The organism is Streptomyces soli (assembly GCF_003999195.1).
Taxonomy (GTDB): Bacteria; Actinomycetota; Actinomycetes; order Streptomycetales; family Streptomycetaceae; genus Actinacidiphila; species Actinacidiphila soli.
The window spans coordinates 62,514-82,072 of record NZ_RJVR01000126.1 but is presented as its reverse complement, the minus strand read 5'-3'; the positions used below and the strand labels follow the sequence as shown (position 1 = coordinate 82,072).

25 protein-coding genes are annotated in these 19,559 nt (G+C 70.3%); 11 read left to right on the top strand and 14 right to left on the bottom strand.

The genetic code is table 11. The features are described 5' to 3' along the window. From EFK10_RS11460 to EFK10_RS52005, 3 genes are read right to left on the bottom strand one after another with little or no spacing between them, the layout of a single operon-like run. Positions 1-1,539 carry a PstS family phosphate ABC transporter substrate-binding protein gene (locus tag EFK10_RS11460; RefSeq protein ID WP_127355612.1) on the bottom strand — a complete coding sequence of 513 codons (1,539 nt, stop codon included), beginning with the start codon at positions 1,537-1,539 and terminating at the stop codon, positions 1-3. A gap of 55 nt (positions 1,540-1,594) precedes the next feature. After that, positions 1,595-2,389, bottom strand: a complete 795-nt coding sequence (locus tag EFK10_RS11455) for an alpha/beta fold hydrolase (protein ID WP_127355611.1) — start codon at positions 2,387-2,389, stop codon at positions 1,595-1,597. A 33-nt stretch (positions 2,390-2,422) separates the two neighbouring features. Continuing rightward, the gene (locus tag EFK10_RS52005; protein ID WP_127355610.1) at positions 2,423-2,821 is read right to left on the bottom strand and encodes a hypothetical protein; all 399 of its coding nucleotides are present in this window, start codon (positions 2,819-2,821) and stop codon (positions 2,423-2,425) included. A gap of 158 nt (positions 2,822-2,979) precedes the next feature. On the opposite strand from EFK10_RS52005, the gene EFK10_RS11445 reads away from it, so the two are divergent. Together EFK10_RS11445 and EFK10_RS11440 are read left to right on the top strand one after the other, a co-directional pair. After that, positions 2,980-3,435 carry an SRPBCC family protein gene (locus tag EFK10_RS11445; protein WP_127355609.1) on the top strand — a complete coding sequence of 152 codons (456 nt, stop codon included), beginning with the start codon at positions 2,980-2,982 and terminating at the stop codon, positions 3,433-3,435. Continuing rightward, positions 3,432-3,809 (top strand): ArsR/SmtB family transcription factor, encoded by a 378-nt coding sequence (locus tag EFK10_RS11440; RefSeq protein WP_127355608.1) that lies wholly within the window; start codon positions 3,432-3,434, stop codon positions 3,807-3,809. The genes EFK10_RS11445 and EFK10_RS11440 overlap by 4 nt, the downstream gene beginning before the upstream one ends. A 294-nt stretch (positions 3,810-4,103) precedes the next feature. Here EFK10_RS11440 and EFK10_RS11435 read toward each other — a convergent pair whose 3' ends face one another. Beyond that, entirely contained in the window at positions 4,104-4,520 is a 417-nt protein-coding gene (locus EFK10_RS11435) for a TIGR03668 family PPOX class F420-dependent oxidoreductase (RefSeq protein ID WP_127355607.1), read from the bottom strand. Positions 4,521-4,540: 20 nt separating this feature from the next. Then, complete coding sequence (locus tag EFK10_RS11430; RefSeq protein ID WP_127355606.1) at positions 4,541-5,368, bottom strand: LLM class F420-dependent oxidoreductase; 828 nt, start codon at positions 5,366-5,368, stop codon at positions 4,541-4,543. A 160-nt stretch (positions 5,369-5,528) separates the two neighbouring features. On the opposite strand from EFK10_RS11430, the gene EFK10_RS11425 reads away from it, so the two are divergent. Then, entirely contained in the window at positions 5,529-5,984 is a 456-nt protein-coding gene (locus EFK10_RS11425) for a tellurite resistance TerB family protein (RefSeq protein WP_127355654.1), read from the top strand. Positions 5,985-6,120: 136 nt separating this feature from the next. On the opposite strand, the gene EFK10_RS11420 is transcribed toward EFK10_RS11425, so the two are convergent. Continuing rightward, positions 6,121-6,384 (bottom strand): GlsB/YeaQ/YmgE family stress response membrane protein, encoded by a 264-nt coding sequence (locus tag EFK10_RS11420; RefSeq protein WP_127355605.1) that lies wholly within the window; start codon positions 6,382-6,384, stop codon positions 6,121-6,123. Positions 6,385-6,534: 150 nt separating this feature from the next. On the opposite strand from EFK10_RS11420, the gene EFK10_RS11415 reads away from it, so the two are divergent. Further along, positions 6,535-7,896 (top strand): cytochrome P450, encoded by a 1,362-nt coding sequence (locus EFK10_RS11415; protein ID WP_127355604.1) that lies wholly within the window; start codon positions 6,535-6,537, stop codon positions 7,894-7,896. A 15-nt stretch (positions 7,897-7,911) separates the two neighbouring features. Here the strand turns inward: EFK10_RS11415 and EFK10_RS11410 are convergent, their stop codons facing one another. The 3 genes from EFK10_RS11410 to EFK10_RS11400 all read right to left on the bottom strand — a co-directional run bounded on the left by EFK10_RS11410 (position 7,912) and on the right by EFK10_RS11400 (position 9,277). Next, on the bottom strand, positions 7,912-8,214 hold the full coding sequence (locus EFK10_RS11410; RefSeq protein WP_127355603.1) for a mycoredoxin: 303 nt from the start codon (positions 8,212-8,214) through the stop codon (positions 7,912-7,914). 50 nt (positions 8,215-8,264) lie between these two features. After that, complete coding sequence (locus tag EFK10_RS11405) at positions 8,265-8,666, bottom strand: hypothetical protein (protein ID WP_127355602.1); 402 nt, start codon at positions 8,664-8,666, stop codon at positions 8,265-8,267. Positions 8,667-8,770: 104 nt separating this feature from the next. Further along, complete coding sequence (locus EFK10_RS11400) at positions 8,771-9,277, bottom strand: C40 family peptidase (RefSeq protein WP_127355601.1); 507 nt, start codon at positions 9,275-9,277, stop codon at positions 8,771-8,773. A gap of 359 nt (positions 9,278-9,636) precedes the next feature. Between EFK10_RS11400 and EFK10_RS11395 the strand changes: the two genes are divergently transcribed. Continuing rightward, complete coding sequence (locus EFK10_RS11395; RefSeq protein ID WP_240677149.1) at positions 9,637-10,119, top strand: hypothetical protein; 483 nt, start codon at positions 9,637-9,639, stop codon at positions 10,117-10,119. Here the strand turns inward: EFK10_RS11395 and EFK10_RS11390 are convergent. Next, positions 10,079-10,279 carry a hypothetical protein gene (locus EFK10_RS11390; RefSeq protein ID WP_127355600.1) on the bottom strand — a complete coding sequence of 67 codons (201 nt, stop codon included), beginning with the start codon at positions 10,277-10,279 and terminating at the stop codon, positions 10,079-10,081. The two genes, EFK10_RS11395 and EFK10_RS11390, sit on opposite strands and share 41 nt — an antisense overlap. A 179-nt stretch (positions 10,280-10,458) precedes the next feature. On the opposite strand from EFK10_RS11390, the gene EFK10_RS11385 reads away from it, so the two are divergent. Continuing rightward, positions 10,459-11,211 (top strand): phytanoyl-CoA dioxygenase family protein, encoded by a 753-nt coding sequence (locus EFK10_RS11385; protein ID WP_127355599.1) that lies wholly within the window; start codon positions 10,459-10,461, stop codon positions 11,209-11,211. Between the two features lie 19 nt (positions 11,212-11,230). On the opposite strand, the gene EFK10_RS11380 is transcribed toward EFK10_RS11385, so the two are convergent. Continuing rightward, positions 11,231-11,650 (bottom strand): PPOX class F420-dependent oxidoreductase, encoded by a 420-nt coding sequence (locus EFK10_RS11380; RefSeq protein ID WP_127355598.1) that lies wholly within the window; start codon positions 11,648-11,650, stop codon positions 11,231-11,233. Between the two features lie 149 nt (positions 11,651-11,799). Between EFK10_RS11380 and EFK10_RS11375 the strand changes: the two genes are divergently transcribed. After that, entirely contained in the window at positions 11,800-12,633 is an 834-nt protein-coding gene (locus EFK10_RS11375) for an aldo/keto reductase (RefSeq protein WP_127355597.1), read from the top strand. Positions 12,634-12,678: 45 nt separating this feature from the next. Here the strand turns inward: EFK10_RS11375 and EFK10_RS11370 are convergent, their stop codons facing one another. After that, the gene (locus EFK10_RS11370; RefSeq protein ID WP_240677148.1) at positions 12,679-13,068 is read right to left on the bottom strand and encodes a TraR/DksA family transcriptional regulator; all 390 of its coding nucleotides are present in this window, start codon (positions 13,066-13,068) and stop codon (positions 12,679-12,681) included. 974 nt (positions 13,069-14,042) lie between these two features. Here EFK10_RS11370 and EFK10_RS11360 point away from each other — a divergent pair. Continuing rightward, on the top strand, positions 14,043-14,873 hold the full coding sequence (locus EFK10_RS11360) for a pentapeptide repeat-containing protein (RefSeq protein WP_127355596.1): 831 nt from the start codon (positions 14,043-14,045) through the stop codon (positions 14,871-14,873). An 8-nt stretch (positions 14,874-14,881) separates the two neighbouring features. On the opposite strand, the gene EFK10_RS11355 is transcribed toward EFK10_RS11360, so the two are convergent. Further along, positions 14,882-15,283, bottom strand: a complete 402-nt coding sequence (locus EFK10_RS11355) for a DUF427 domain-containing protein (protein WP_127355595.1) — start codon at positions 15,281-15,283, stop codon at positions 14,882-14,884. A 94-nt stretch (positions 15,284-15,377) separates the two neighbouring features. Next, positions 15,378-16,307 carry an SDR family NAD(P)-dependent oxidoreductase gene (locus EFK10_RS11350; protein ID WP_127355594.1) on the bottom strand — a complete coding sequence of 310 codons (930 nt, stop codon included), beginning with the start codon at positions 16,305-16,307 and terminating at the stop codon, positions 15,378-15,380. Positions 16,308-16,412: 105 nt separating this feature from the next. Here EFK10_RS11350 and EFK10_RS11345 point away from each other — a divergent pair, with 105 nt between their 5' ends. From EFK10_RS11345 to EFK10_RS11335, 3 genes are all read left to right on the top strand, one after another. Next, a complete protein-coding gene (locus tag EFK10_RS11345; RefSeq protein WP_127355593.1) occupies positions 16,413-16,994 on the top strand; it encodes a TetR/AcrR family transcriptional regulator in 582 nt (193 codons plus the stop codon). A gap of 305 nt (positions 16,995-17,299) precedes the next feature. Further along, a complete protein-coding gene (locus tag EFK10_RS11340) occupies positions 17,300-18,112 on the top strand; it encodes an FAD:protein FMN transferase (protein ID WP_164835936.1) in 813 nt (270 codons plus the stop codon). Positions 18,113-18,261: 149 nt separating this feature from the next. Continuing rightward, positions 18,262-19,557 carry a ferredoxin reductase family protein gene (locus tag EFK10_RS11335; RefSeq protein WP_164835935.1) on the top strand — a complete coding sequence of 432 codons (1,296 nt, stop codon included), beginning with the start codon at positions 18,262-18,264 and terminating at the stop codon, positions 19,555-19,557. Positions 19,558-19,559: the final 2 nt, after the last annotated feature.

Genomic DNA, 19,559 nt, shown 5'->3' with positions numbered 1-19,559 from the left:
TCAGCTGCGGCAGCGTTCCAGCCCCTGCGGGGAGTAGCAGGGGAGCTGGCCGTGGGCCCGCATCACGTCCTGGCCGCCGCCCCTGATCAGGAAGTCCAGGAAGCTCGCGGCCAGGGATCCGGTGGGCGGGCGGCCGTAGGTGTAGGCGTACTCGATGTCCGTGAAGGGGTACGTGCTGTCGCCGATGGCCTCGATCGACGGGGCCCGGCCGTCGAGGCGCAGGGTGTGCAGGCCCTTGGCGGACGTGGCGGCACGCAGTTCGCTGTAGCCGATGGCGCCGGGGAGCTTGGCCACGGTGTTGAGGACTTCGTCCGTGCTGTCGAGTTCGCAGCGGATGACGGTGTCCCCTGGGGAGTTCTTGTGCTGGCAGTCGCGGGAGGTGAAGGCCGGTTCGCCGAGACCGCCGAGGACGCGGCGGCGGAACAGGTCGCGGGTGCCGGAGTCGGCGTTGCGGCTGACGAGGAGGACAGGGAGGTCGGGGCCGCCGAGCTGCTTCCAGTTGAGGATGCCGCCCTGGTAGATCGTGCGTATCTGCTTGACCGTCAGATTCCGGACGGGCACCCGGTCGTTGACCACCAGGGCGAAGGCGGAGACGGCGACGCGGTCCTCCTTCAGCTGAGGACTGCCGGCCGGCTTGGGTCCGTCGGAGAGGGCGATCAGGGCGGCGGAACCGTGCCCGGAGTTGTCGCCCGTCTCCGCCAGTTGCCGCACACCCTCGTTGCTGCCGTGCGCGCTCACCGTGATCGACGAGCCCGGGCAGTCCGACTCGTACCGCTGGGAGAGTGCTTCCGCGACGGGGGCGAAGGCGGTGGAGCCGATGACGGTGAGGCCGCCCTTGGCGCAGCCGATGGGGGGCGGTACGTCCTGGCGTACGACGATGATGCCGGCCAGGGCGGTGACGCAGATCGTGAGCATGATGGTGATCGAGCGGGCGGGCTTGCTGAACAGCGGCGGCTTGTCGTCGACCGTCGTGCTGCGGTTGGGCACCACCGCGCCGTCCCGGAGCCCGCCGGTGACGCGGACGTCGCAGCCGACGCCGCCGCCGGTGAGCAGGACGAGCAGCTTGTAGTGCTGGCCCCGGTTGAGCGGGACACGCGGGAGGTGGATCGTGTTGCCGGTGTGGCTCATGCCGCCCGCCGGGGCGAAGTGGTCCATCAGGTGCTCGGCGTCGGCCTCGGGCTGGGTGACGGCGACGCCCCGGACGGTGCGGTCGGTGAAGACGGCGGTCAGGCCGTGGAGGGCGTTGCGGCTGGTGTAGTCGGTGTCGGCGATGCTCTCTGCGCCGTCGTTCTCGATGCGCAGGAGGACGAGGGTGGCGTCGGACATGTCGGGGAGGTCGTTGAACAGGCCGAGGCGTACGTTGGCCTGACCGTGGCCGTGGCGGCTGTCGCTGCCGATGGGGGTGTCCATCTGTACGCGGTAGCCGATTCGTTTACGGCGCGGCACCCGGCGCTCGTACCAGACCGCGGCGAAGGACGCCGCGAGGCCGAGCAGCGCGGTGGATATGGCCACAAGGTTCTCGGCGCTCAGCCACTTCATTCGATCACCGTACGAGCGCCGGGGTGGGGCGGGGAACGACAAAGCTGTCCGGTCGTCAGATGTTCGCCGGAGGTTCGCCGAAGAAGTCCCGCAGCACCGGCGCCAGGGCCTCGGGGGCCGCGCCATGCTCCTGGCCCTCCATGGTCAGCCGCCGGGCACCGGGGATGGCGTCGGCGACCGCCCGGACCGAGTTACGCGCCCAGGCGGGGCTGTTGCCGCCGTCCAGGACGAGAGTCGGCGCCTCGATGGCGGCTGCCCGGTCGGCCGGCACGGAGAAGTCACCCATGATCGCGGTGTTGTACGCGAGGGTGTGGGCGGCGGCAGCGAGCCCCGGCCACATGGGCATCCCGCGCATCTGCGCCACCGCCGACGGCGGGAGGTCGACGCCCTTGGTCAGGAAGAGCTCGACCGCCTCGTCCCGTTGCCCCGACTCCGCCAGTTCCGCGAGCCGCTGCGTGAAGTCCTCCGGCGGGTGCGGGCGGCTGTCGTCGACGACGAACGGCGGCTCGTAGAGTGCCAGTCGGGCGATCTCGAGGCCCTTGGCGGCTGCCACCAGGGCCAGGACCGCGCCGGAGGAGTGGCCGAAGACGTACGCCGGTGCGCCGGCCTCGGCGATCACGGCGGCCAGGTCCTCGATCTCGCGCTCGACGGCGTAGGGCGGGGTGTCGCCGCTGGCGCCGAGGCCACGGCGGGCGTAGGCGAGAACAGTGAAGTCCGGGGCCAGCAAGGTGGCGAGCGGCGCGACGGCCGCGCGGCCGGCCAGGGCGCCGCACACGACGACGAGCGATGGCCCCTGGCCCCTACGGTCGTAGGCGATGAGGGTGCCGTCGGCCGAGATTGCGGTCGCCATCACAGCTCCTTCGGCGTAGGGGAGATGGCTCCCTCACCCGAGGGAGACCCTTTCCAGCCAGTAGTCCAACAGCGCGCCCTGACCCAGCACCTCCACCCGGGCGCTCCCTGCGGGCAGCCGCCGGTAGAAGACCCGTAGGACGTCGGCCAGCGGACCGCGCAGCGCGACGGCCGCCTTGTCGTGGCCACGGTGCCAGGTGAAGCCGCTGTCGCCGAGTTCGATCAGCCACTCGGCGTTCAGCTCGGGGCGGGCGTCCGTGGCGTGCAGGTGAATGCTCGTGCCGACGTCCCCTCGTTCCTCGGCGGGCGGCAGCTTGAAGATCAGCCAGCCGCCGCCTCCGTCGACGTGCGGATATCGCAGTACGTCCCGGAAGAACGCCCGGTCCGCCTCGGCGTCGCGACTGTAGAGGATGACATGAGCGCCATTGATCATGTGTCGGCCTTGTCTCGGGGCTGTCCCCCACGGTAGGCGGCGGCCGGGTCAGCCGCCACACCGTGAACATGTGCAACCCCAGGCTTGCGCGTCCACGACAGACGTGCAAGCCTGGGGTTGCACGTAACCGACCCGACCCAACACACCTGGAGGCCGTCATGTCGGCGGACCGGATCGAACGAGAGATCACCATCGCCGCACCCATCGAGCGCGTCTGGGCGGTACTCACCGAACCTGAGCACGTGGGAGCGTGGTTCGGGCAGGGCAAGCCGACCGAGATCGACCTCCGGCCGGGCGGGATCATGGTGCTCGACCACGGCCAGTACGGGGTCTTCCTCACCCGCATCGAGAAGCTCGACCCGCCGCACTACTTCTCGTACCGGTGGGCCAGCGCCTTCCCGGGCGAGGAGGCCACGGACGACAACTCGACGCTGGTCGAGTTCACGCTCGCCGAGGACGGCGACGGGACCCGGCTCAGCCTGATCGAGAGCGGATTCGCCAAGCTGGAGATCCCGGCCGAGCGCCAGGCCACCGCCTCGTACGAGAGCCACTCGGGCGGCTGGCCGGACGCCCTGGACTCGCTGCGCCGGCACGCCGAACAGCGGGGCGCATGACCGGTCTCGACCAGGTCGACGAGGTCCTGGCCGCGCTCGCGGACCCCATGCGGCGGCGCGTCCTCGACGGGCTCGCCGCACGGGGGGAGGCCACCGCGACCGGGCTGGCCGGGGAACTGCCGGTGAGCCGGCAGGCCGTGGTCCAGCATTTGTCGGTGCTGGAGAAGGCGGGGCTCGTCAGCAGCCGGCGCAGCGGGCGGGAACGGCGCTACCGCGTCGAGCCGCAGCGCCTCGACGCCACGGCCCGCTGGATGGCGCGGGTCGCGGCCACCTGGGACGCCCGGCTCGACGTCATCAGGAGGCTGGCCGAGTCACCCGACCCGAAGCCGTCGCCCTCCACAACCGCGTCGCCGACAGCCCGGCCGCCGCGATGAGCAGCAGATCGCGGGCGTACAGGACACCGATGGCCAGCGGATCCGCGTCGTCCCGCAACTCGCGGTAGAGCAACGGGAATTCGAGCGTCGTCAGCAGGCAGGCCGGCCCGAGGGGACGAAGACTCCCGCTCCGCCGGGGGTCGACCGCACGCCCGGGCGGCGGGGTCATCCGGCTGGTGACCGCGCTCAGCCTGCCGCCGCTGTGGTGGCTGACCCGACCGGAGTGCCTGCGTACGGAGTGAACCGGAACCCCACCGCTCACAGGGTTGCGCGAGGTCAGGCCTGGGGCCTGTCCTAGACGGCACGCCACCCCCGCCACCGCCGGACGACGACCAGCATCACCGGCCCGTCCGGCGGCCAGCGGCGGTACGGCTCGTAGCGCTCCCGCAGCAGTGCCACCGCGTCCCGGGCCTCCTGCGGGGTTGCGAGGCGGGCGAAGCCGTCGGCGCGGGCCCACCACAGGCGGTCCCAGTCGTCGTCGTACGCGTCCGCCAGCAGGCAGACCGCCGGGTTGGTGGCGATGTTGTGCAGCCGCTTCAGCCGGGGCGACCGTTTCGGCTTGTGGTCGACGGCGGAGACGACGAGGTCGTCGCGCACGGCGAAGACCAGCGGCACAAGATGCGGGCGGCCGCCGGCATCGACGGTGGCCAGCCGTGCCACCCGGGCGTCGGCGAACCGCTGCCGTGCCTCGTCCTCCGCCATGTCGGGCATGCCGTCGCACCGGTCGCCGGTTACCGGTAGGCCGCCGCGATCTCGGCCAGTTCGTCGAGGATGCGCAGTGTTTCGCTCTCCGGCTCGGTCGGCAGGTAGAACAGCACGCGCTCCACGCCCAGCTGCACGTACGCCTCGACGGCTTCGCGTTCGGGCGGGGCCGCGTACACCACGACGGCCGCGTCGGCGCCGGCCTTCTGCCGCATGCGCTCGATCTGCGGGCCCAGTTCCTTCGGGTGGACGCCGGTGACCAGCCAGGCCGAGCCGTACTCGGCCACGCGGGCGAAGGTCCGGTCGCTGGCACCGCCGACGTAGATCGGCGGATGCGGCTTCTGCACCGGTTTGGGCCAGGAGTAGGTGGGGTCGAAGTCGACGAATTCGCCGTGGAACTCCGCCTTGTCCTTGGTCCACAGCTCGATCATGGCGTGGATCCGCTCGTCCATCAGCCGGCCCCGGGTGCGCGGATCCGTACCGTGGTTGCGCATCTCCTCCCTGTTCCAGCCGGCGCCCACCCCGAAGATCACCCGGCCGCCGGAGATCAGGTCCAGGGAGGCGACCTCCTTTGCCGTGATGATCGGGTCCCGCTGCACCACCAGGGCGATACCGGTCCCCAGCAGCAGATCGCTGGTGACCGGCGCGATGGCGGACAGGGTCACAAACGGGTCCAGCGTGCGGTAGTAGATCCGGGGCAGCTCTTCGCCGCCCGGGTACGGGGTCTCCCGGCTGGCCGGGACGTGGGTGTGCTCGGCTAGGAACAGCGAGTCGAAGCCGCGCTGCTCCAGCGCGGGGCCGAGCGCGGTGGGCGTGATGCCTTCGTCAGTCACGAAGGTCGAGATCCCGAACTTCATCCATGATCACCTCAATCGCCTCATACGACGCGATGCGTACCGTTTGTTCCTTCCGCTACCCCGGACCGAGCCGGGACATGTGCGATCGGTCCAGGCACTTCAGGGGGCGCTCCTTCGTTGGCCCCATTGCCAACGCTTGACCAAGACACGAGGAGAGACCGTGGCCCTGTGGGACCGGCTCAAGGAATCCGCATCGACGATGCAAACCCAGCTCAACGCCAAGAAGAACGACCTCAAGAGCGGGGCCTTCCGCGACGCCAGCATGGCCATCTGCGCCCTCGTCGCCGCCGCCGACGGCTCCGTCGACCCGACCGAGCGGCGGCGCGTCGCCCAGCTCATCGCGACCAACGAGGTGCTGCAGAACTTCCCCGCCGACGACCTCCAGCGGCGCTTCGACGACTATCTCAACAAGCTGACCGCAGACTTCGACTTCGGCAAGGTCAGCGTCCTGCAGGAAGTCGCCAAGGCCAAGAAGAAGCCCGCCGAGGCCCGCGCCGTCATCCAGATCGGCATCGTCATCGGCGGCGCCGACGGCAACTTCGACAAGGATGAGCAGGCCGTCGTCCGCGAGGCCTGCTACACCCTCGACCTGCTGCCCGCCGAATTCGACCTCTGACCGAGCAATCCTGACCAACTACTGAGCTTCGTCGCGTGATGTCGCGGGCGGCGGCCCCCGTGAGCTGTGACGATCGTCAGCCGCAGTGCGACATCACACGAAGATCCTCAGTAACCGCCCAGGGTGCGCGTACGACTCAGCGGCGCACCCTGCCACGGTCCAGTGCGGCGATACCGACCGCCGCCAGGCCGATCTGGATCAGCCACTCGATCCAGTCCACGCCCTTGGTGTCCGCCACACCCACCGCCTTGGCGATGGCCGATCCGACCAGAGCCGCCACAATGCCGATGAGGATCGTCCAGATCACACCGATGTGCTGGCGGCCCGGCACCACCAGCCGCGCCAGCACGCCGATGATCAAGCCGATCACGATGGCGCTGATGATGCCCGATACTTCCACGACTGCCTCCCAGTGACACGGATTCTGAATCCTGCTGGACGTGTGCCCACTCAAGGCGGTCACTCACCCTCTGGCGCAAGACGTGCCGGGGCGCTTTGCTTGTGCGGTCACGCGCCTCCGACGCCCGCCCACCGCCCGAGGGACTGACCCATGACCACAGACACCCCTGTGACCACAACTGTCCCCGCCCCGGCCCCTGTTCGCGGCCCGCGCGGCTTACCCCTGATCGGCAGCATTCCGGCCTTCGCACGCGACCCGCTCGGCTTCTTCGAGCGGCTGCGCGACCACGGTGATCTGGTGCGATGGCGCCTCGGGCCGCAACGGTCCGTGTTCGTCTCCCGGCCCGAGCACATCGGGGAGTTGCTCACCGGGGTCGAGACCGTCTTCCGGCATCCGGAGCTGGGCTGGGCCTTCAAGCTGGTGCTGGGCGACGGTGTGGTCACCTCGGAAGGGCCCGCGTGGCGGCGCAAGCGGGCGCTGGTGCAGCCGGCCGTACGCCCCCGCCAGGTCCGGTCGTACGCCGAGACGATGACCGAGTCGGCCGCCGCACTGGCGGAGTCCCTGCGGCCGGGGCAGCGGGTCGACGTACGGCGGGAAATGCTGGCGCTCACCCAACGCATCGCCGTACGCACCCTGTTCGGGGCGGACACAGCGGGGCGTGAGGAGGTGATCGGGGCCGCGATGGACACCGCGCAGCGGGCCATCGGCGACGAGTTCCGAGGGCTGACGCTGTTTCTGCCGCCGTGGGTGCCGACGCCGGGCCGACGGAAGCTGAAGGCGGCCGTCGAAGTCATCGACGCAGAGGTCGGGCGGGTGACCGAGCAGCGGCGGCGCAGCGGCGAGGACCGCGACGACCTGCTCAGCCGTCTGCTGGCCGCCCGGGACGCGGAGGATCTTCCGCTGACCGACAAGGAGATACGCGACGAGGCGGTCACCCTCTACATCGGCGGCCACGAGACCACCGGCACCACGCTCACCTGGGCCTGGTATCTGCTCTCCCGCAGTCCCGAGGCCCGGGCGCGGCTCACCGAGGAGCTGACCCGGGTGCTCGGCGGCCGCGACCCGGGGTACGACGACCTCAAGGCGCTGACCTGGACCGACCAGGTGGTGAAGGAGACCCTGCGGCTCTTCCCTCCCGTATGGCTGATGACCGCCATCGCCAAGGAGGGCTCGACGCTGGGCGGGCGGCCGGTCCCTGAGGGCACGGTGGTGTGGGCCAGCCAGTGGAGCGCCCAGCGCGACCCGCGCTGGTTCCCCGACCCGGACTCCTTCCGGCCCGAGCGCTGGGACGCCGACGCCGCGCACCCGGTGCTCGACCACGCCTGGTTCCCCTTCGGCGGCGGGGCCAGGGCCTGCCTCGGCGCCCGCTTCGCCACGGTCGAGGCGGTCCTCGTCCTGGCCACGCTGGCCCAGCGCTTCCACTTCGCCGTCGACCCCGGCGACATCCCGCCCCGCACCGGCCTCACCCTCCAGCCCGGCCGCCCGGTGCGTGCGACCCTGCGGCCCGCCTGAGCGGGCCTCACCGTCTCAGCGCCGCCGGAACCGGCCCTTCGGGGCCGCTTCCACGAGGAGTTGGGGCGCCCGCTCCTCAACTGCCGCCACCACCTCGCGGGTTGACGGGTTCACCATCGCCTTACCGGCCACCACCACGGTCGGCACGGTCTCGTTCCCGTCCGCGACCGACCGTACGAACGCCGCCGCCTCGGGGTCCTCCCATATGTTGACCTCGGTGTACGGCAGGTGCGTCCGGCGCATCCCCATCCGCAGCACCATGCAGTACGGGCAGCCGGGCCGCCAGTACACAACCACGCCGTCATGCTGTGCGGTCATGAATCCCCCTTGTGTGATTGGCCCCGGGCCGTCGATTGTGGCACAGGGCCTCAGGCGCGCCGGGCCCGCCTGACGAGGTGGATCCCGGTGGCGATGGGGACGATCACCAACAGGGCCATAATCACAATGCCCAGGACGGGGTTGACTCCTCCGTCGCTGGTGCACTGCACGACGGCGCCCTTGCCCGCCTGGGCGAAGTCGTCGGAGCAGGACCCGCTGGCCGCGTAGAGCAGGCCGCCGACGGCAAGCACCGGGAGGACGAGACCGCCCGGGAACAGCAGTGTGCCCAGCAGCTTGTCGACCGGCGTCCATCGCCGCGAGGACCACACCAGGATGAGCCCGACGATCCAGCCGATGCCGAACAGGAATCCGCCGACCAGCAGCAGGACGACAGTGGCGATCTCCAGCCCGCCGACCCCTGCCCCGCTCGCCCCGGCAGCCGGCGGACCCACGTACGTGGCTCCCACCGGCAGGTCGGCGAGAGCCGCAGCGATGATCTCCTCGGGGTCGCCGAGTTGACTGATGACGGCGGGGGTCCGGGCCCGTCCCGTGGGCCCTAGGTCGCGCGACCGTATCGGACGTTGCTGGTCCAGATCCGCTCCAGCCGCACCCGGGCGCCGGGCCGCGGGGCGTGCCAGATGCGGCCGTGGCCGGCGTAGATGCCGACGTGGCCCATGGCACCGCCGGTGGGGAAGAAGACGAGATCCCCGGGGCTGCGGTGGCGGCGACGGATGTGCAGGGTGAGCTCGTACTGCTCCTCGGCGGTGCGCGGCAGTCGCTTTCCGGCTTTGCGGAAGGCGTAGAGCATCAGGCCTGAGCAGTCGAAGCGGTTGGGGCCGGTGGCCCCGTAGGCGTAGGGCGCGCCCTGCTTGGAGGCGGCGACGACCAGGGCCTTGACACCGTACGGGGCGAGTCCGTCGGCGAAGGTGGCGGGGCTGGTGACGGTGCCGGCGGCCACGAGGAGCAGGAGGAGGAGGAAGAGGGCGGCGCCGGTTCGGGTGGCGCGATCGAGCGGGTGGCAAAGCCACGGTTTCTTGCGGGAGTTCGTCCGGGAGTAGGGCATGGTGAGACCTCCGCATCCGGATGGGGAAAAGGCCGGGTGGGTCGTGGGGAAATCCCTGCTTTCGGCGATCCGTGTCGTTCGCTGTCGATGGCCGATCAGTTTTCTCCGCAACCATGACCTTTTCAGCATCGGTTACGGCGTGCCATGTCCGGATTCTGCAACAAATCCGCGAAGGTATGACGAGATGACTGTTAGTCAGGACTCCGACCGCAGTCGCCAACTCCCTTACGGCGACACCAAACGCCACGGCACGCCACCCCTTCCGCAGCATAGAAATATCTACCAAGGTGGAATGCGGGGGGCGATGCCGATCCGGCATTCGGGAATCCGCATGAATCCATCCACAGCGGAGGAGAATCATGAGACACACCGCCCTGAAGCAGGCGATGGAATGGCTCGCCGCAGCCGCGACAGACCCGCAGGCGTGCAAACGGGAATGGGAACACGGAGAAAGTGGGACCGTATTACTCCCGGCGGGCCGGTTCTGGGACGTGCTGAGCGTGCCGGAGGATCTCGGCTTGCTCGCCCTTGACGCCCTGATGCGCGTCCCCCGGCAGGAGCCCGGCCCCACGCTCGCCGATCTCGGCGCGGGCAGGGTGGGCTTCTTCCTCCCTCCGGATCCCGTGACCCGCTGGATCGGCTCCGGCATCCGTTACGTCGGCAGAGGCTCCTGGATCGCCGTGCCGGCTCCGTACCGGATCGCGGGTTCGCTGCGCTGGCTCGTGCCTCCGGACGGCAGCGGTACGGTGCACCGGCCCGCCGCCGTGGAACTGGCACTCCAGCAGGCAACCGAGGTGCTGGTCACGTCTCCGGGGAGGCGGACTCCGGGAGGCTACCCGTGACATCCTGACCGGGCACCGCCCTGCCGCCGGCGCGCCAGTCGGCGACCAGACCGGAGTAGATCGGCGGGTCCATCCAGTACGCACCGGTGAGTTCGGCGAACGACCGGTGGTGGTCGAGGTGGCCCAGAAGGCATCCCGTGGTGGCGGATGTACTGTCCATGCCCATGCAACGCGGCTCGTGCGCCGGTGGTACGCCGACGCCCGGCGAGGCCACCGGTTCGAGTGAGCGCACCCCTCTCGTTAGGGGCCATGGTCTGATCCGATCGCCATACTGACCCCGGCCCGGCCCCGCCGAATATCCAGTTGCCGGGCCACGCGCCGCCTGCTGCACTCAAAGGCATGGTGACGCTCACCGACCCCATGCGGACCGCCTTCCGCCGGCAGGGCTTTGTCGTGGTCCCCGGCGCCCTGAGCGCCGAGCGGATCGCCGCGGGCCGCCGGCTGGTCGCGGCCATGCTGGCGGAACAGCCGTACGCCGACGACCACGTGGGACCGTACTTCCTCTGGCCGCGCTTCGGCCCGGCGGGCGACCCGCTGCTCGACTTCTACCGCGACGCAGGCGTCGGAGAGCTCGCCGCGCAGCTCCTGCGTCCCGAACTCGGCGTTCAGGAACCGGACTTCGCCCAGGTGGCGACCACCGTCCCGCACTGGCCGCACCGGCCCGGCGGCCCGCACGTCGACGGCGTCACGCCGGGCGAGCCGGACGGACGCCCCGGCACCTTCTCACTGCTCGCAGGCGTGTGGCTCACCGACCAACGCCGCCCACACCGCGGGAACCTGTGGATCTGGCCCGGCACCCACCTCCGGTTCGGCCAGTACCTCGCCGAACGCGGCGCCGACGCCCTCACCCGCCTCGACGACATGAATCCCGGCCCCTACCCCAAGGTCGAGCTCGGTCAACCCACCCAGGCCTCCGGCCCCGCCGGCAGCGTGCTGTTCGCCCATTACCTCCTCGCCCACAACATCGGCGACCACGACGGCACCCCCGCCGAAGGCCGCCGCGAGACGATCTACTACCGGCTCCACGCCACCGGCCACCGCGAGCGGTGGCGCGAGGCCGTCACCGATCCGCTCGCCGAATTCCGCGCCTAGAGGGCACTTCTCCCCGACCTCACCCGATCTGGCTGGAGTCCTTCAGGGTGCCCCATCCGTGCCAGCGGTCGACCGCGATCCATGCACTGAACCGGCGGCGGTCCCGCTGCTGGTAGGGCTTGCCGAGATACTGCCGGGACAACCGGTCGATGTCGACCAGCTCCTTGTCCTCGCGGATTTCGGTGACGCGGCCGATGATGCTGATGTGCGTGTACCAGTTGCTCTCGTCGAGCACGGTGAGTGTCACCCGCGGGTCGTTGCGCATGTGCTCCAGCCGCTTACGTCCCTCATCCATGTTGACCAGCACCCGGCCGTCGTCCCAGAGGTACCAGGTGGCCGTGGACACCGGCTGGCCATCCGAGCGCAGGGTCGTGATGACGGACGAATTGGGCTTCGTCATCATCGCGACTGCCTCGTCGGGAAGCGGTGGTTTCGACATGGGAGACCCTCCGTGACGCGTTGAGCGGCTTCGAGTTTTCTATACTGCGTGACGATCCGCGACGGCGCATCGCACGGTGAGCCGTGGGCTGCGATCATGGTGACCATTCGATCGCGACCGGTTCGTCGGGGGCTGAGAGGGAGCACACGATGACACAGGCCCGGACAGTGACCTTCCCCTCCGGTGCACAGGTGCCCGCTCTCGGGCAGGGCACCTGGCATATGGGTGACGATCCCTCGCGGCGTGCCGATGAGATCGCCGCTCTCAGGCGGGGCCTGGACCTTGGGCTGACCATGATCGACACGGCGGAAATGTACGGAAGCGGCGCCGCCGAGGAACTGGTCGGCGAAGCGATTCGCGGCCGCAGGGACGAGGCGTTCCTTGTGAGCAAGGTGCTGCCGTCCCACGCCGACAGCAAGGGCACGGTCGCCGCCTGCCACGCGAGCCTGCGCCGGCTGGGGACCGACCGGATCGATCTCTATCTGCTGCACTGGCGGGGCAGTGTGCCGCTCCACGAGACGGTCGAGGCCCTGGATTCACTGGTGTCGGAAGGCAGTATCGGCTCGTGGGGCGTCAGCAATTTCGACGTCGACGACCTCGCGGACCTCCCCGAGGGCGCCCACCCCGAGACCGATCAAGTGCTCTACAACCTCACCCGGCGAGGCCCGGAGTACGACCTGTTCCCCCGCTGCCGGGAACTCTCCATCCCGATCATGGCCTACTCACCCGTGGAGCAGGGCCGTCTGCTGGGCCACCGGGCGCTGGCCGCCGTGGCTTCCGCCCACGGAGCGTTCCCCGTCCAGGTGGCACTCGCCTGGGTGCTGCGCCGGGACGACGTCATCGCCATTCCCAAAGCGTCCACCACGGCGCACGTCGAGGAGAACCACGCAGCCCTCGACCTGCACCTCACGGACGACGACCTCCGCGCCCTCGACCAGGCCTTCCCGCCCCCGACCCGCAAACAGCCCCTCGAGATCCTCTGACTCTGACCTCCCCGGCGGCGTCCTCTGACCCGGCCCCTCGTCGCGTCATCTGGTGGCCTTGCTCGCGCAGGCGATGCAGACTGTCGCCGTTGGCCGGGCGGTGAGCCGCGCAGCGGCGATCGGTCCCCCGCAGCGCTCGCAGAACCAGTACTCACCGGTGCGTACCCGCTGGGCGGCTCGATCCAGGTCCTCCAGGTCGGCGCGCGCCTGCTTCAGTGCGTCCCGCAACTGGGCCCGTTCGAACGCGACCGTGGCTCCCTCCGGATCATGCTCGTCGTCGACGTTACTCCCGGCGGCCGCTTCCACGATGCCGTCCCACAGGCGCTCCAACGATTTGATCAGCCGCACATTGCCGGCCCGGGCCTCGTTGATCAGCGCTGTCGCGACCCTGCGTTGCGCCGGTGAGTCTCCCGCGCTTCCGGTGTGATCTTCCACGACAAAACACAGCGAAACGTGCGATCTGCTTATTCCGGAGGTCACAGCCGGCAGCAGGCTTTACCAAACGGTCGACCACCTGTTTTTCCTGGTCAGGGCTGCCGAGAGACCGAAGCTCGGAGCTTGTGCGTCAGTCCGCGGGCCATCAGCCTGAGGAGGTCGGCGCGCTCCACCACGTCTTCTCGTGAGGTCAACACCACCGTGGACACCAATGTCCAGAGCTTTGCCGTCGCCAACCTCCGCCGCCGCCCCGTGGTCCTCGAGACTCGGAGCTTCGTCGCGGGATTCGACCCCAGCACCACCAGCCCGTACATCAACTACGCGACTCCTGTGCCCGGTGCCGAGCCGACCGGCCAGGATGTCGCCGCGCTGATCGAGGCATTCCGCGAGCGCGGTCTCAAGCCCCGGCTCGAGTTCGCGCCTGATACCGCGCCTGCCGTGGAGCCCGCGCTGCGTGCGGCTGGACTTACCACTGAAGAAGTCCATGAGTATCTGGTCTGTACTCCTGCCACGCTGACGATGCCTCGGATCACCGGCGCGCTGGGGCCGATTGCTGACGTAGTTGTGCCTGTCGTCGAAACCCCGTCCGAGGACGAGGACTACGCGTCGATCGACGCCGCCCTGTCCGAGGCGTTCGCGGGCGAGTTCGCGTCCTCTCCGCAAGGCGCGGCCCGGCTGCGCCGCACGCAGGAGAACGGCGGAGCGGTCCGGTTTGTCCGGGCCTCCGACGGCAGTTGCGCCGGCGGGGCATCAATCGGCACGGAGCGCGCCCCGACGGCGGCCTGGGCCCAGAAGAGCGCCGACACCACGGCCATGCCGGTCTGCGTCGTCAGCAGGATCCGGCGGTGCGGGGGCCGACGCCCCGCCGGTCGCCTCCTGGCTGGTCTGACGGCACCGGCAGCGCTGTCCGGCCCCGATGTCGCGTCGGGGACAATGGTGTCTCATCACCACCCCGCGGCGGGAGATCACGTACGTTGTCCGAGAAGCGCGAAGCCCCTTCCCCCGACGGAAGCCTCGATCTGCAGGCCGACTGCGCCAGCTGCTTCGGGCTGTGCTGCGTCGCGCTGCCCTTCGCCGCCTCGGCCGACTTCGCCGTCGACAAGCCGGCCGGAAAGCCCTGTACGAATCTGGGGACGGACTTCCGCTGCGGCATCCACACCCGCCTGCGCGAAGAGGGCTTTCCCGGCTGCACCGTCTTCGACTGCTTCGGCGCGGGCCAGAAGGTCTCCCAGATCACCTTCGGGGGGCAGGACTGGCGCGCGGCCCCCCACACCGCCCGGCAGATGTTCGAAGTGTTTCCCGTCATGCGGCAGCTCCACGAGCTGCTGCGTTACGTGACCGAGGCCCTGGCCCTGCCGCCGGCCCGCCCCGTACACGCCGAGCTGAGGCGCGCGCTGAAGGACATCGACCGCCTCACCCACGGCACTGCGGAGTCGCTCGCCGAGCTGGACGTGCCGGCGCTCCGCCACGAGGTCAACGCCCTGCTGCTGCGTACCAGCGAACTCGTACGGGCCGCCGTCCCCGGGCGCAGGAGGAACCACCGGGGAGCCGACCTCATCGGCGCCCGGCTCAAGGGCGCGGACCTCCGTGGCGCCAACCTGCGCGGGGCCTACCTCGTCGCTGCCGACCTCTCCCAGGCCGACCTGCGTACGGCCGACGTCATCGGCGCGGACTTCCGGGACGCCGACCTGAGCGGCGCCGACCTCACCGGCAGCATCTTCCTGACCCAGCCCCAGCTCAACGCCGCCAAGGGCGATGCCGCGACAAAGCTTCCGCCGGCCCTCAGCCGCCCCGCGCACTGGTAGCCCGGGGCTCAGCCGGCCGGGCGCTCCTCCTGCCCCGCCTGCTCCTCGATCGCGTCGACGCGGTCGGGATAGAAGGCCAGGTGGTCCTTGATCTCGGCCACGGCGTCGTACGGCGACTCGTACGTCCAGACGGCGTTCGCCCCTCGCTCCCCCGCGTCACGGATGCTGTAGTAGGCCGCGTCGCCCTTGAAGGGGCAGTACGTTGCGTGATCCGTACGTTCGAGCCGGGTCAGCTCGACGTCCTCGCGGGGGATGTACTGCACGGGCGGATAGTTACCCTCGCGCAGCGTCAGGGCGTTGCCCGTGTCGGCGATGACGCGACCCGCGACCGTCACCACGACGCGGGCGGGATTCCTGTCGACCGTGATGGGATGGTCCGCGCTCGGAATCAGCACCGGCCTGTTGGTCATGCGTCTCATCTCCAATGGTCTGTATCGGCTCTCTGCAGTCTCCCCTCCGGCGCGCCTCCCGGCCAGGGGACTCCCTTCACAGGGCCGCAGCGGGTCACGCGCCGATGAGGTCGAGCGAGACCTGCCACAGGCGCGCCGCGTTGCCGGGGTCGATCGCGTAGGCGGCGACACCGCGGCGGATGCCGGGCTCGTGTGGCCCGGCTTCGTTGCAGTCCTCGAAGTAGCGGCCTCCTACGCCGTCCACGAGCGGCGATGCGCCCAGCAGCACCGACGTCGCGGCACCCTGCTCCTCGTTCTTCCAGGAGACGCCGTTGCTGTCGGTCGAGGCCTCGACCTGCGGTACGTGCCGCATCAGGCCGGTCGAGGGGATACGGCCCGGGTTCAGCGCGTTGGCGAGGATGCCGTCGCCCGCCCAGCGCCGGGTGGCTTCGACGGCGAAGAGGATGTTGGCGGTCTTCGACTGGCCGTAGGCGACCCACTCGTCGTACTCGCGGTGCTGGAACATGAGGTCGTCGAAGTCGACGTTCCCGCCGATGTGGCCGACAGAGCTGACGGCGACGATACGGGCGCCCTGCGCCGCGACCAGAGCGTCGTGGAGTCCGACGGCGAGCGCGAAGTGCCCGAGGTGGTTCGTGGCGAACTGCGTCTCCCAGCCCTCGGCGGTGCGCGTGAGCGGGGTGGCCATGACGCCGGCATTGTTGACCAGGATGTGCAGCGGCCCCCGCCACGCGGCCACGAAGTCCTTCACGGAGCCCTGGTCGGCGAGGTCCAGCGGTGCGACGTGGACGCGGTCGCTACCGGTGGTGGTGGCGATGTCGGCCTTGGCCTTCTCCCCGGCGGCGGTGTTGCGCACCGCGAGAGTCACCTCCGCGCCCGCAGAGGCCAGCGCCCGCGCCGTCTCCACGCCCAGGCCCGAAGATCCGCCGGTGACGATCGCCCGCTTGCCGGTCAGATCGACTCCGGTGACCACCTCCATGGCGGTCGACTCGGCATTGAAGGGGGTGGTGATCAATGTGTGTGCCATGTCGGCCTTCCCTCTGAGCCCCTAGACTCCTAAACGGAGCCGCGTCCGATAAGTCAGCGTAAGCGGACTCGGCTCCGGATAGCAAACATCCACCCAGGAGGGAACGTGTCATCCGACCGAGCCACGCGGCCGTTGCGTGCCGACGCGCGGCAGAACGAGGACCGTCTGCTCGAGGCCGCAGCGCGAGCCTTCGCCCGCGACGGGGCGGCAGCCCAGCTCAAGGCGATCGCCAAGGACGCCGGCGTCGGCATCGGCACGCTCTACCGTCGTTTCCCGACCCGCGAGCGGCTGATCGAGGCGACGTACCGCAACGAGACCGCCAGGCTGTGCGCGGCGGCGCCCGAGCTCCTCGGCACCGCCCCTCCCGCGGAGGCACTGCGCGCCTGGATGGACATGTTCGTCGACTTCATGGCGACCAAGCACGCCATGGCAGACGCACTCCAGGCGGTCCTCGTCGCGGACGGCGACCTGCGCATGCAGACACGCGATCTGCTCACCGAGTCCCTGGCGACCCTCATGACGGCCGGCATCGCGGACGGCACGATCAGGCCGGACGTCGACCCCGACGACGTACTCATGGGCCTGGGCGGCGTCACCCTCATCGCGGGTGAACCCGGCCGGCGCGATCTCGCTCGCCGGCTCCTCGACCTCCTGATGGACGGCCTCACCCACCGCAAGGACCGTTGAGGGTTACTTCCGCGGGGAGCGTTCCTGAGATTCGCCTTAAACCTCTGAGGGCGGCACGCCGGACCGACCGCGCCACCTTCTGCCCTCCTGAGCCCGTGGCGACACAACTGCCCTGGTGACAGCGCCGCGTTCGGCCGTGACGGGCCGTTCCCCCATGTCTTCGGCCGGTCGCGGGCACAGAGCGGACTGAGAGGTCCGCCAGGCAAGGTGACGACCGCGCGCCCAAAAAGTGAAGGTCATGTAGCCGCCGACCCACCGACCGGACGGACGGCAGGTGAGACGAGATGAGCAGCACAGGAAGCGGGATGAGTACCCAAGCAGAGCAAGGGACCGAAGGCTGCCCTCCGTCGGCCGGTCCGTACGTCCGCGTGGAGCAGGTCATGGGCACGATGGTCTCCATCGACCTGCGCGGCTGTGCCGGGAACGCCGCGGCAGCAGGTGCCGACGGCGTCCTGGAGTGGCTGCACGAGGTCGACGCCGTCTTCAGCACCTACCGGCCCGACAGCGTCATATCCCGGATCAACTCAGGTGAGTTGACGCGCAGCCAGGTCCGTGGCGATGTCGCCTGGGTGCTCGGCCGGTGCGAGGAGCTGCGCCGGGAGACCGGTGGGTTCTTCGACATGCGGGCGGGCGGATCGTTGGACCCATCGGCTCTGGTCAAGGGCTGGGCCGTGCAGCGGGCCGCGGACGACCTGACGCGGCGGGGGTTCACGGACTTCTGCCTGTCAGCCGGCGGCGATGTCGTCTGCCGCGGCGGCCGAGGCCCGGGGCTGGGCTGGCGAATCGGCATCCAGCACCCGTACGACCGTGATGCCGTGGCAGCCGTGCTGCACGCCACGGACCTGGCGGTGGCCACCTCGGGAACGTACGAACGTGGCTCCCACATCATCGACCCGCACACCCGCCGTGCCCCCGCCGGGGTGGTGTCGGTGACGGTCTGCGGCCCGGACCTGGGCACTGCCGACGCCTATGCGACGGCCGCGTTCGCCATGAGCCGCGAAGCCGCCGCATGGACTCTGGGCCTCGACGGATACGAGGCCATGACCGTACTGGAGGACGACACTGTGCTGACCACCCCGGGCTTTCCCGTGGCCGATCCGGGACAGGACACCCGGTGACCGCGCAGCGCACGCCTCAATCCCCGCGACCAGCCCAGGCCCGGCGGGTATCGCGGCCACCGGAGGTCCGTCGGTCACCCGGGTCGCCGGATCGCCACCACAACTCCCCGTCCCCGCGCCGCCGTCCGGCGCGCCGCCGCCCGCTCGCCGTGGACCTGCTGGCGGCAGCGGCCGGTCTGGGCCTGGGTGCCTCGCTCGCGCTCGGCCTGTCCGCGCAGAGCGTGAGCGCGCTGAGTGCGCCCGGCGGGGTGGCGACCGCTCTGGGGCGGATCACCGGCATGCTCTCCGGGTACGCCATGGTCATCACCGTCCTGCTTTCGGCGCGCATCCCTCCGCTGGAGCGCACGCTCGGCCAGGACCGCCTGATCGTCTGGCACCGCCGGCTCGGCCCGTGGGGTCTGTACCTGGTCCTGGCCCACACGGTGCTCATCACCGTCGGGTACGCGGGGGCGGCGAAGACCGGCCTGCTCGCCGAGGTGGGCCAGTTGCTGTGGACGTACCCCGGGGTGCTGTCCGCCACCGCCGGCAGCGGGCTGCTGCTGATGGCCGGTGTCACCTCCTACCGGCGGGCGCGGCGCCGGATGAAGTACGAGACGTGGTGGGCCGTCCACCTCTATACGTACCTGGGCCTGGGACTCTCCTTCGTCCACCAGGTCGACACCGGCGCACCGTTCATCGGGCACCCGCTGGCCCGCGCCTGGTGGACCAGCCTGTGGGTGGGCACCCTCGCTGTCGTACTGGCCTTCCGGGTGGGGCTCCCGCTGTGGCGCTCCGTCCGCCACGATCTGCGCATCGCCCAGGTCTCCCAGGTCGGGCCGCGTACCTGGTCGGTGGTGCTCTCCGGACGCCGCCTGGACCGGCTGCCGGTGGCCGGCGGCCAGTTCATGATGTGGCGGTTCCTGCGGCGCGGCCTGTGGTGGCAGGCCCACCCCTACTCCCTGTCGGCCGCGCCCAGGCCAGGACGTCTGCGTATCACCGTCAAGGAACTGGGCGACCACAGCACGGCGCTGGCCGGGCTCACCCCAGGCACCCGGGTGGCGTTCGAGGGGCCCTACGGCGTGTTCACCCCCGACGTCCGACGGTCCCGGTACGTGCTGCTGGTCGGCGCCGGGGTAGGAACGACGCCGATCCGGGCACTGCTGGAGGAACTCCCGCCGGACACCAACACTGTCGTTATCCTGCGTGGTTCCCGCCCCGAGGACATCGCGCACCTCGACGAGTTCACCCGTCTCCTCGCCCACCATCCGGCCCGGCTGCGGACGTTGACCGGGCCCCGCGACGAAGTCCGGCTGGACGCAGCCGCGCTTCGGGCCCTCGTGCCCGACGTGACACGCCGCGATGTCTTCGTCTGCGGGCCCGACGCCTTCACCCGAGCCTTCGTCAGCGCGGCCTGCGACGCCGGGGTGTCCGTGGACTGTATCCACCACGAGGACTTCGCCTTCTGACC

Bases quoted from the DNA above. Each gene is read 5' to 3' on its own strand.
- EFK10_RS11375 (WP_127355597.1), top strand. From the start codon at position 11,800: ATGACACAGGCCCGGACAGTGACCTTCCCCTCCGGTGCACAGGTGCCC.
- EFK10_RS11340 (WP_164835936.1), top strand. From the start codon at position 17,300: ATGAGTACCCAAGCAGAGCAAGGGACCGAAGGCTGCCCTCCGTCGGCC.
- EFK10_RS11400 (WP_127355601.1), bottom strand. From the start codon at position 9,277: ATGCCCTACTCCCGGACGAACTCCCGCAAGAAACCGTGGCTTTGCCAC.
- EFK10_RS11445 (WP_127355609.1), top strand. From the start codon at position 2,980: ATGTCGGCGGACCGGATCGAACGAGAGATCACCATCGCCGCACCCATC.
- EFK10_RS11410 (WP_127355603.1), bottom strand. From the start codon at position 8,214: ATGACCGCACAGCATGACGGCGTGGTTGTGTACTGGCGGCCCGGCTGC.
- EFK10_RS11460 (WP_127355612.1), bottom strand. From the start codon at position 1,539: ATGAAGTGGCTGAGCGCCGAGAACCTTGTGGCCATATCCACCGCGCTG.
- EFK10_RS11435 (WP_127355607.1), bottom strand. From the start codon at position 4,520: ATGCCCGACATGGCGGAGGACGAGGCACGGCAGCGGTTCGCCGACGCC.
- EFK10_RS11350 (WP_127355594.1), bottom strand. From the start codon at position 16,307: ATGGCACACACATTGATCACCACCCCCTTCAATGCCGAGTCGACCGCC.
- EFK10_RS11430 (WP_127355606.1), bottom strand. From the start codon at position 5,368: ATGAAGTTCGGGATCTCGACCTTCGTGACTGACGAAGGCATCACGCCC.
- EFK10_RS11390 (WP_127355600.1), bottom strand. From the start codon at position 10,279: ATGGACAGTACATCCGCCACCACGGGATGCCTTCTGGGCCACCTCGAC.
- EFK10_RS11415 (WP_127355604.1), top strand. From the start codon at position 6,535: ATGACCACAGACACCCCTGTGACCACAACTGTCCCCGCCCCGGCCCCT.
- EFK10_RS11380 (WP_127355598.1), bottom strand. From the start codon at position 11,650: ATGTCGAAACCACCGCTTCCCGACGAGGCAGTCGCGATGATGACGAAG.
- EFK10_RS11455 (WP_127355611.1), bottom strand. From the start codon at position 2,389: ATGGCGACCGCAATCTCGGCCGACGGCACCCTCATCGCCTACGACCGT.
- EFK10_RS52005 (WP_127355610.1), bottom strand. From the start codon at position 2,821: ATGATCAATGGCGCTCATGTCATCCTCTACAGTCGCGACGCCGAGGCG.
- EFK10_RS11395 (WP_240677149.1), top strand. From the start codon at position 9,637: ATGAGACACACCGCCCTGAAGCAGGCGATGGAATGGCTCGCCGCAGCC.
- EFK10_RS11385 (WP_127355599.1), top strand. From the start codon at position 10,459: ATGGTGACGCTCACCGACCCCATGCGGACCGCCTTCCGCCGGCAGGGC.
- EFK10_RS11355 (WP_127355595.1), bottom strand. From the start codon at position 15,283: ATGACCAACAGGCCGGTGCTGATTCCGAGCGCGGACCATCCCATCACG.
- EFK10_RS11440 (WP_127355608.1), top strand. From the start codon at position 3,432: ATGACCGGTCTCGACCAGGTCGACGAGGTCCTGGCCGCGCTCGCGGAC.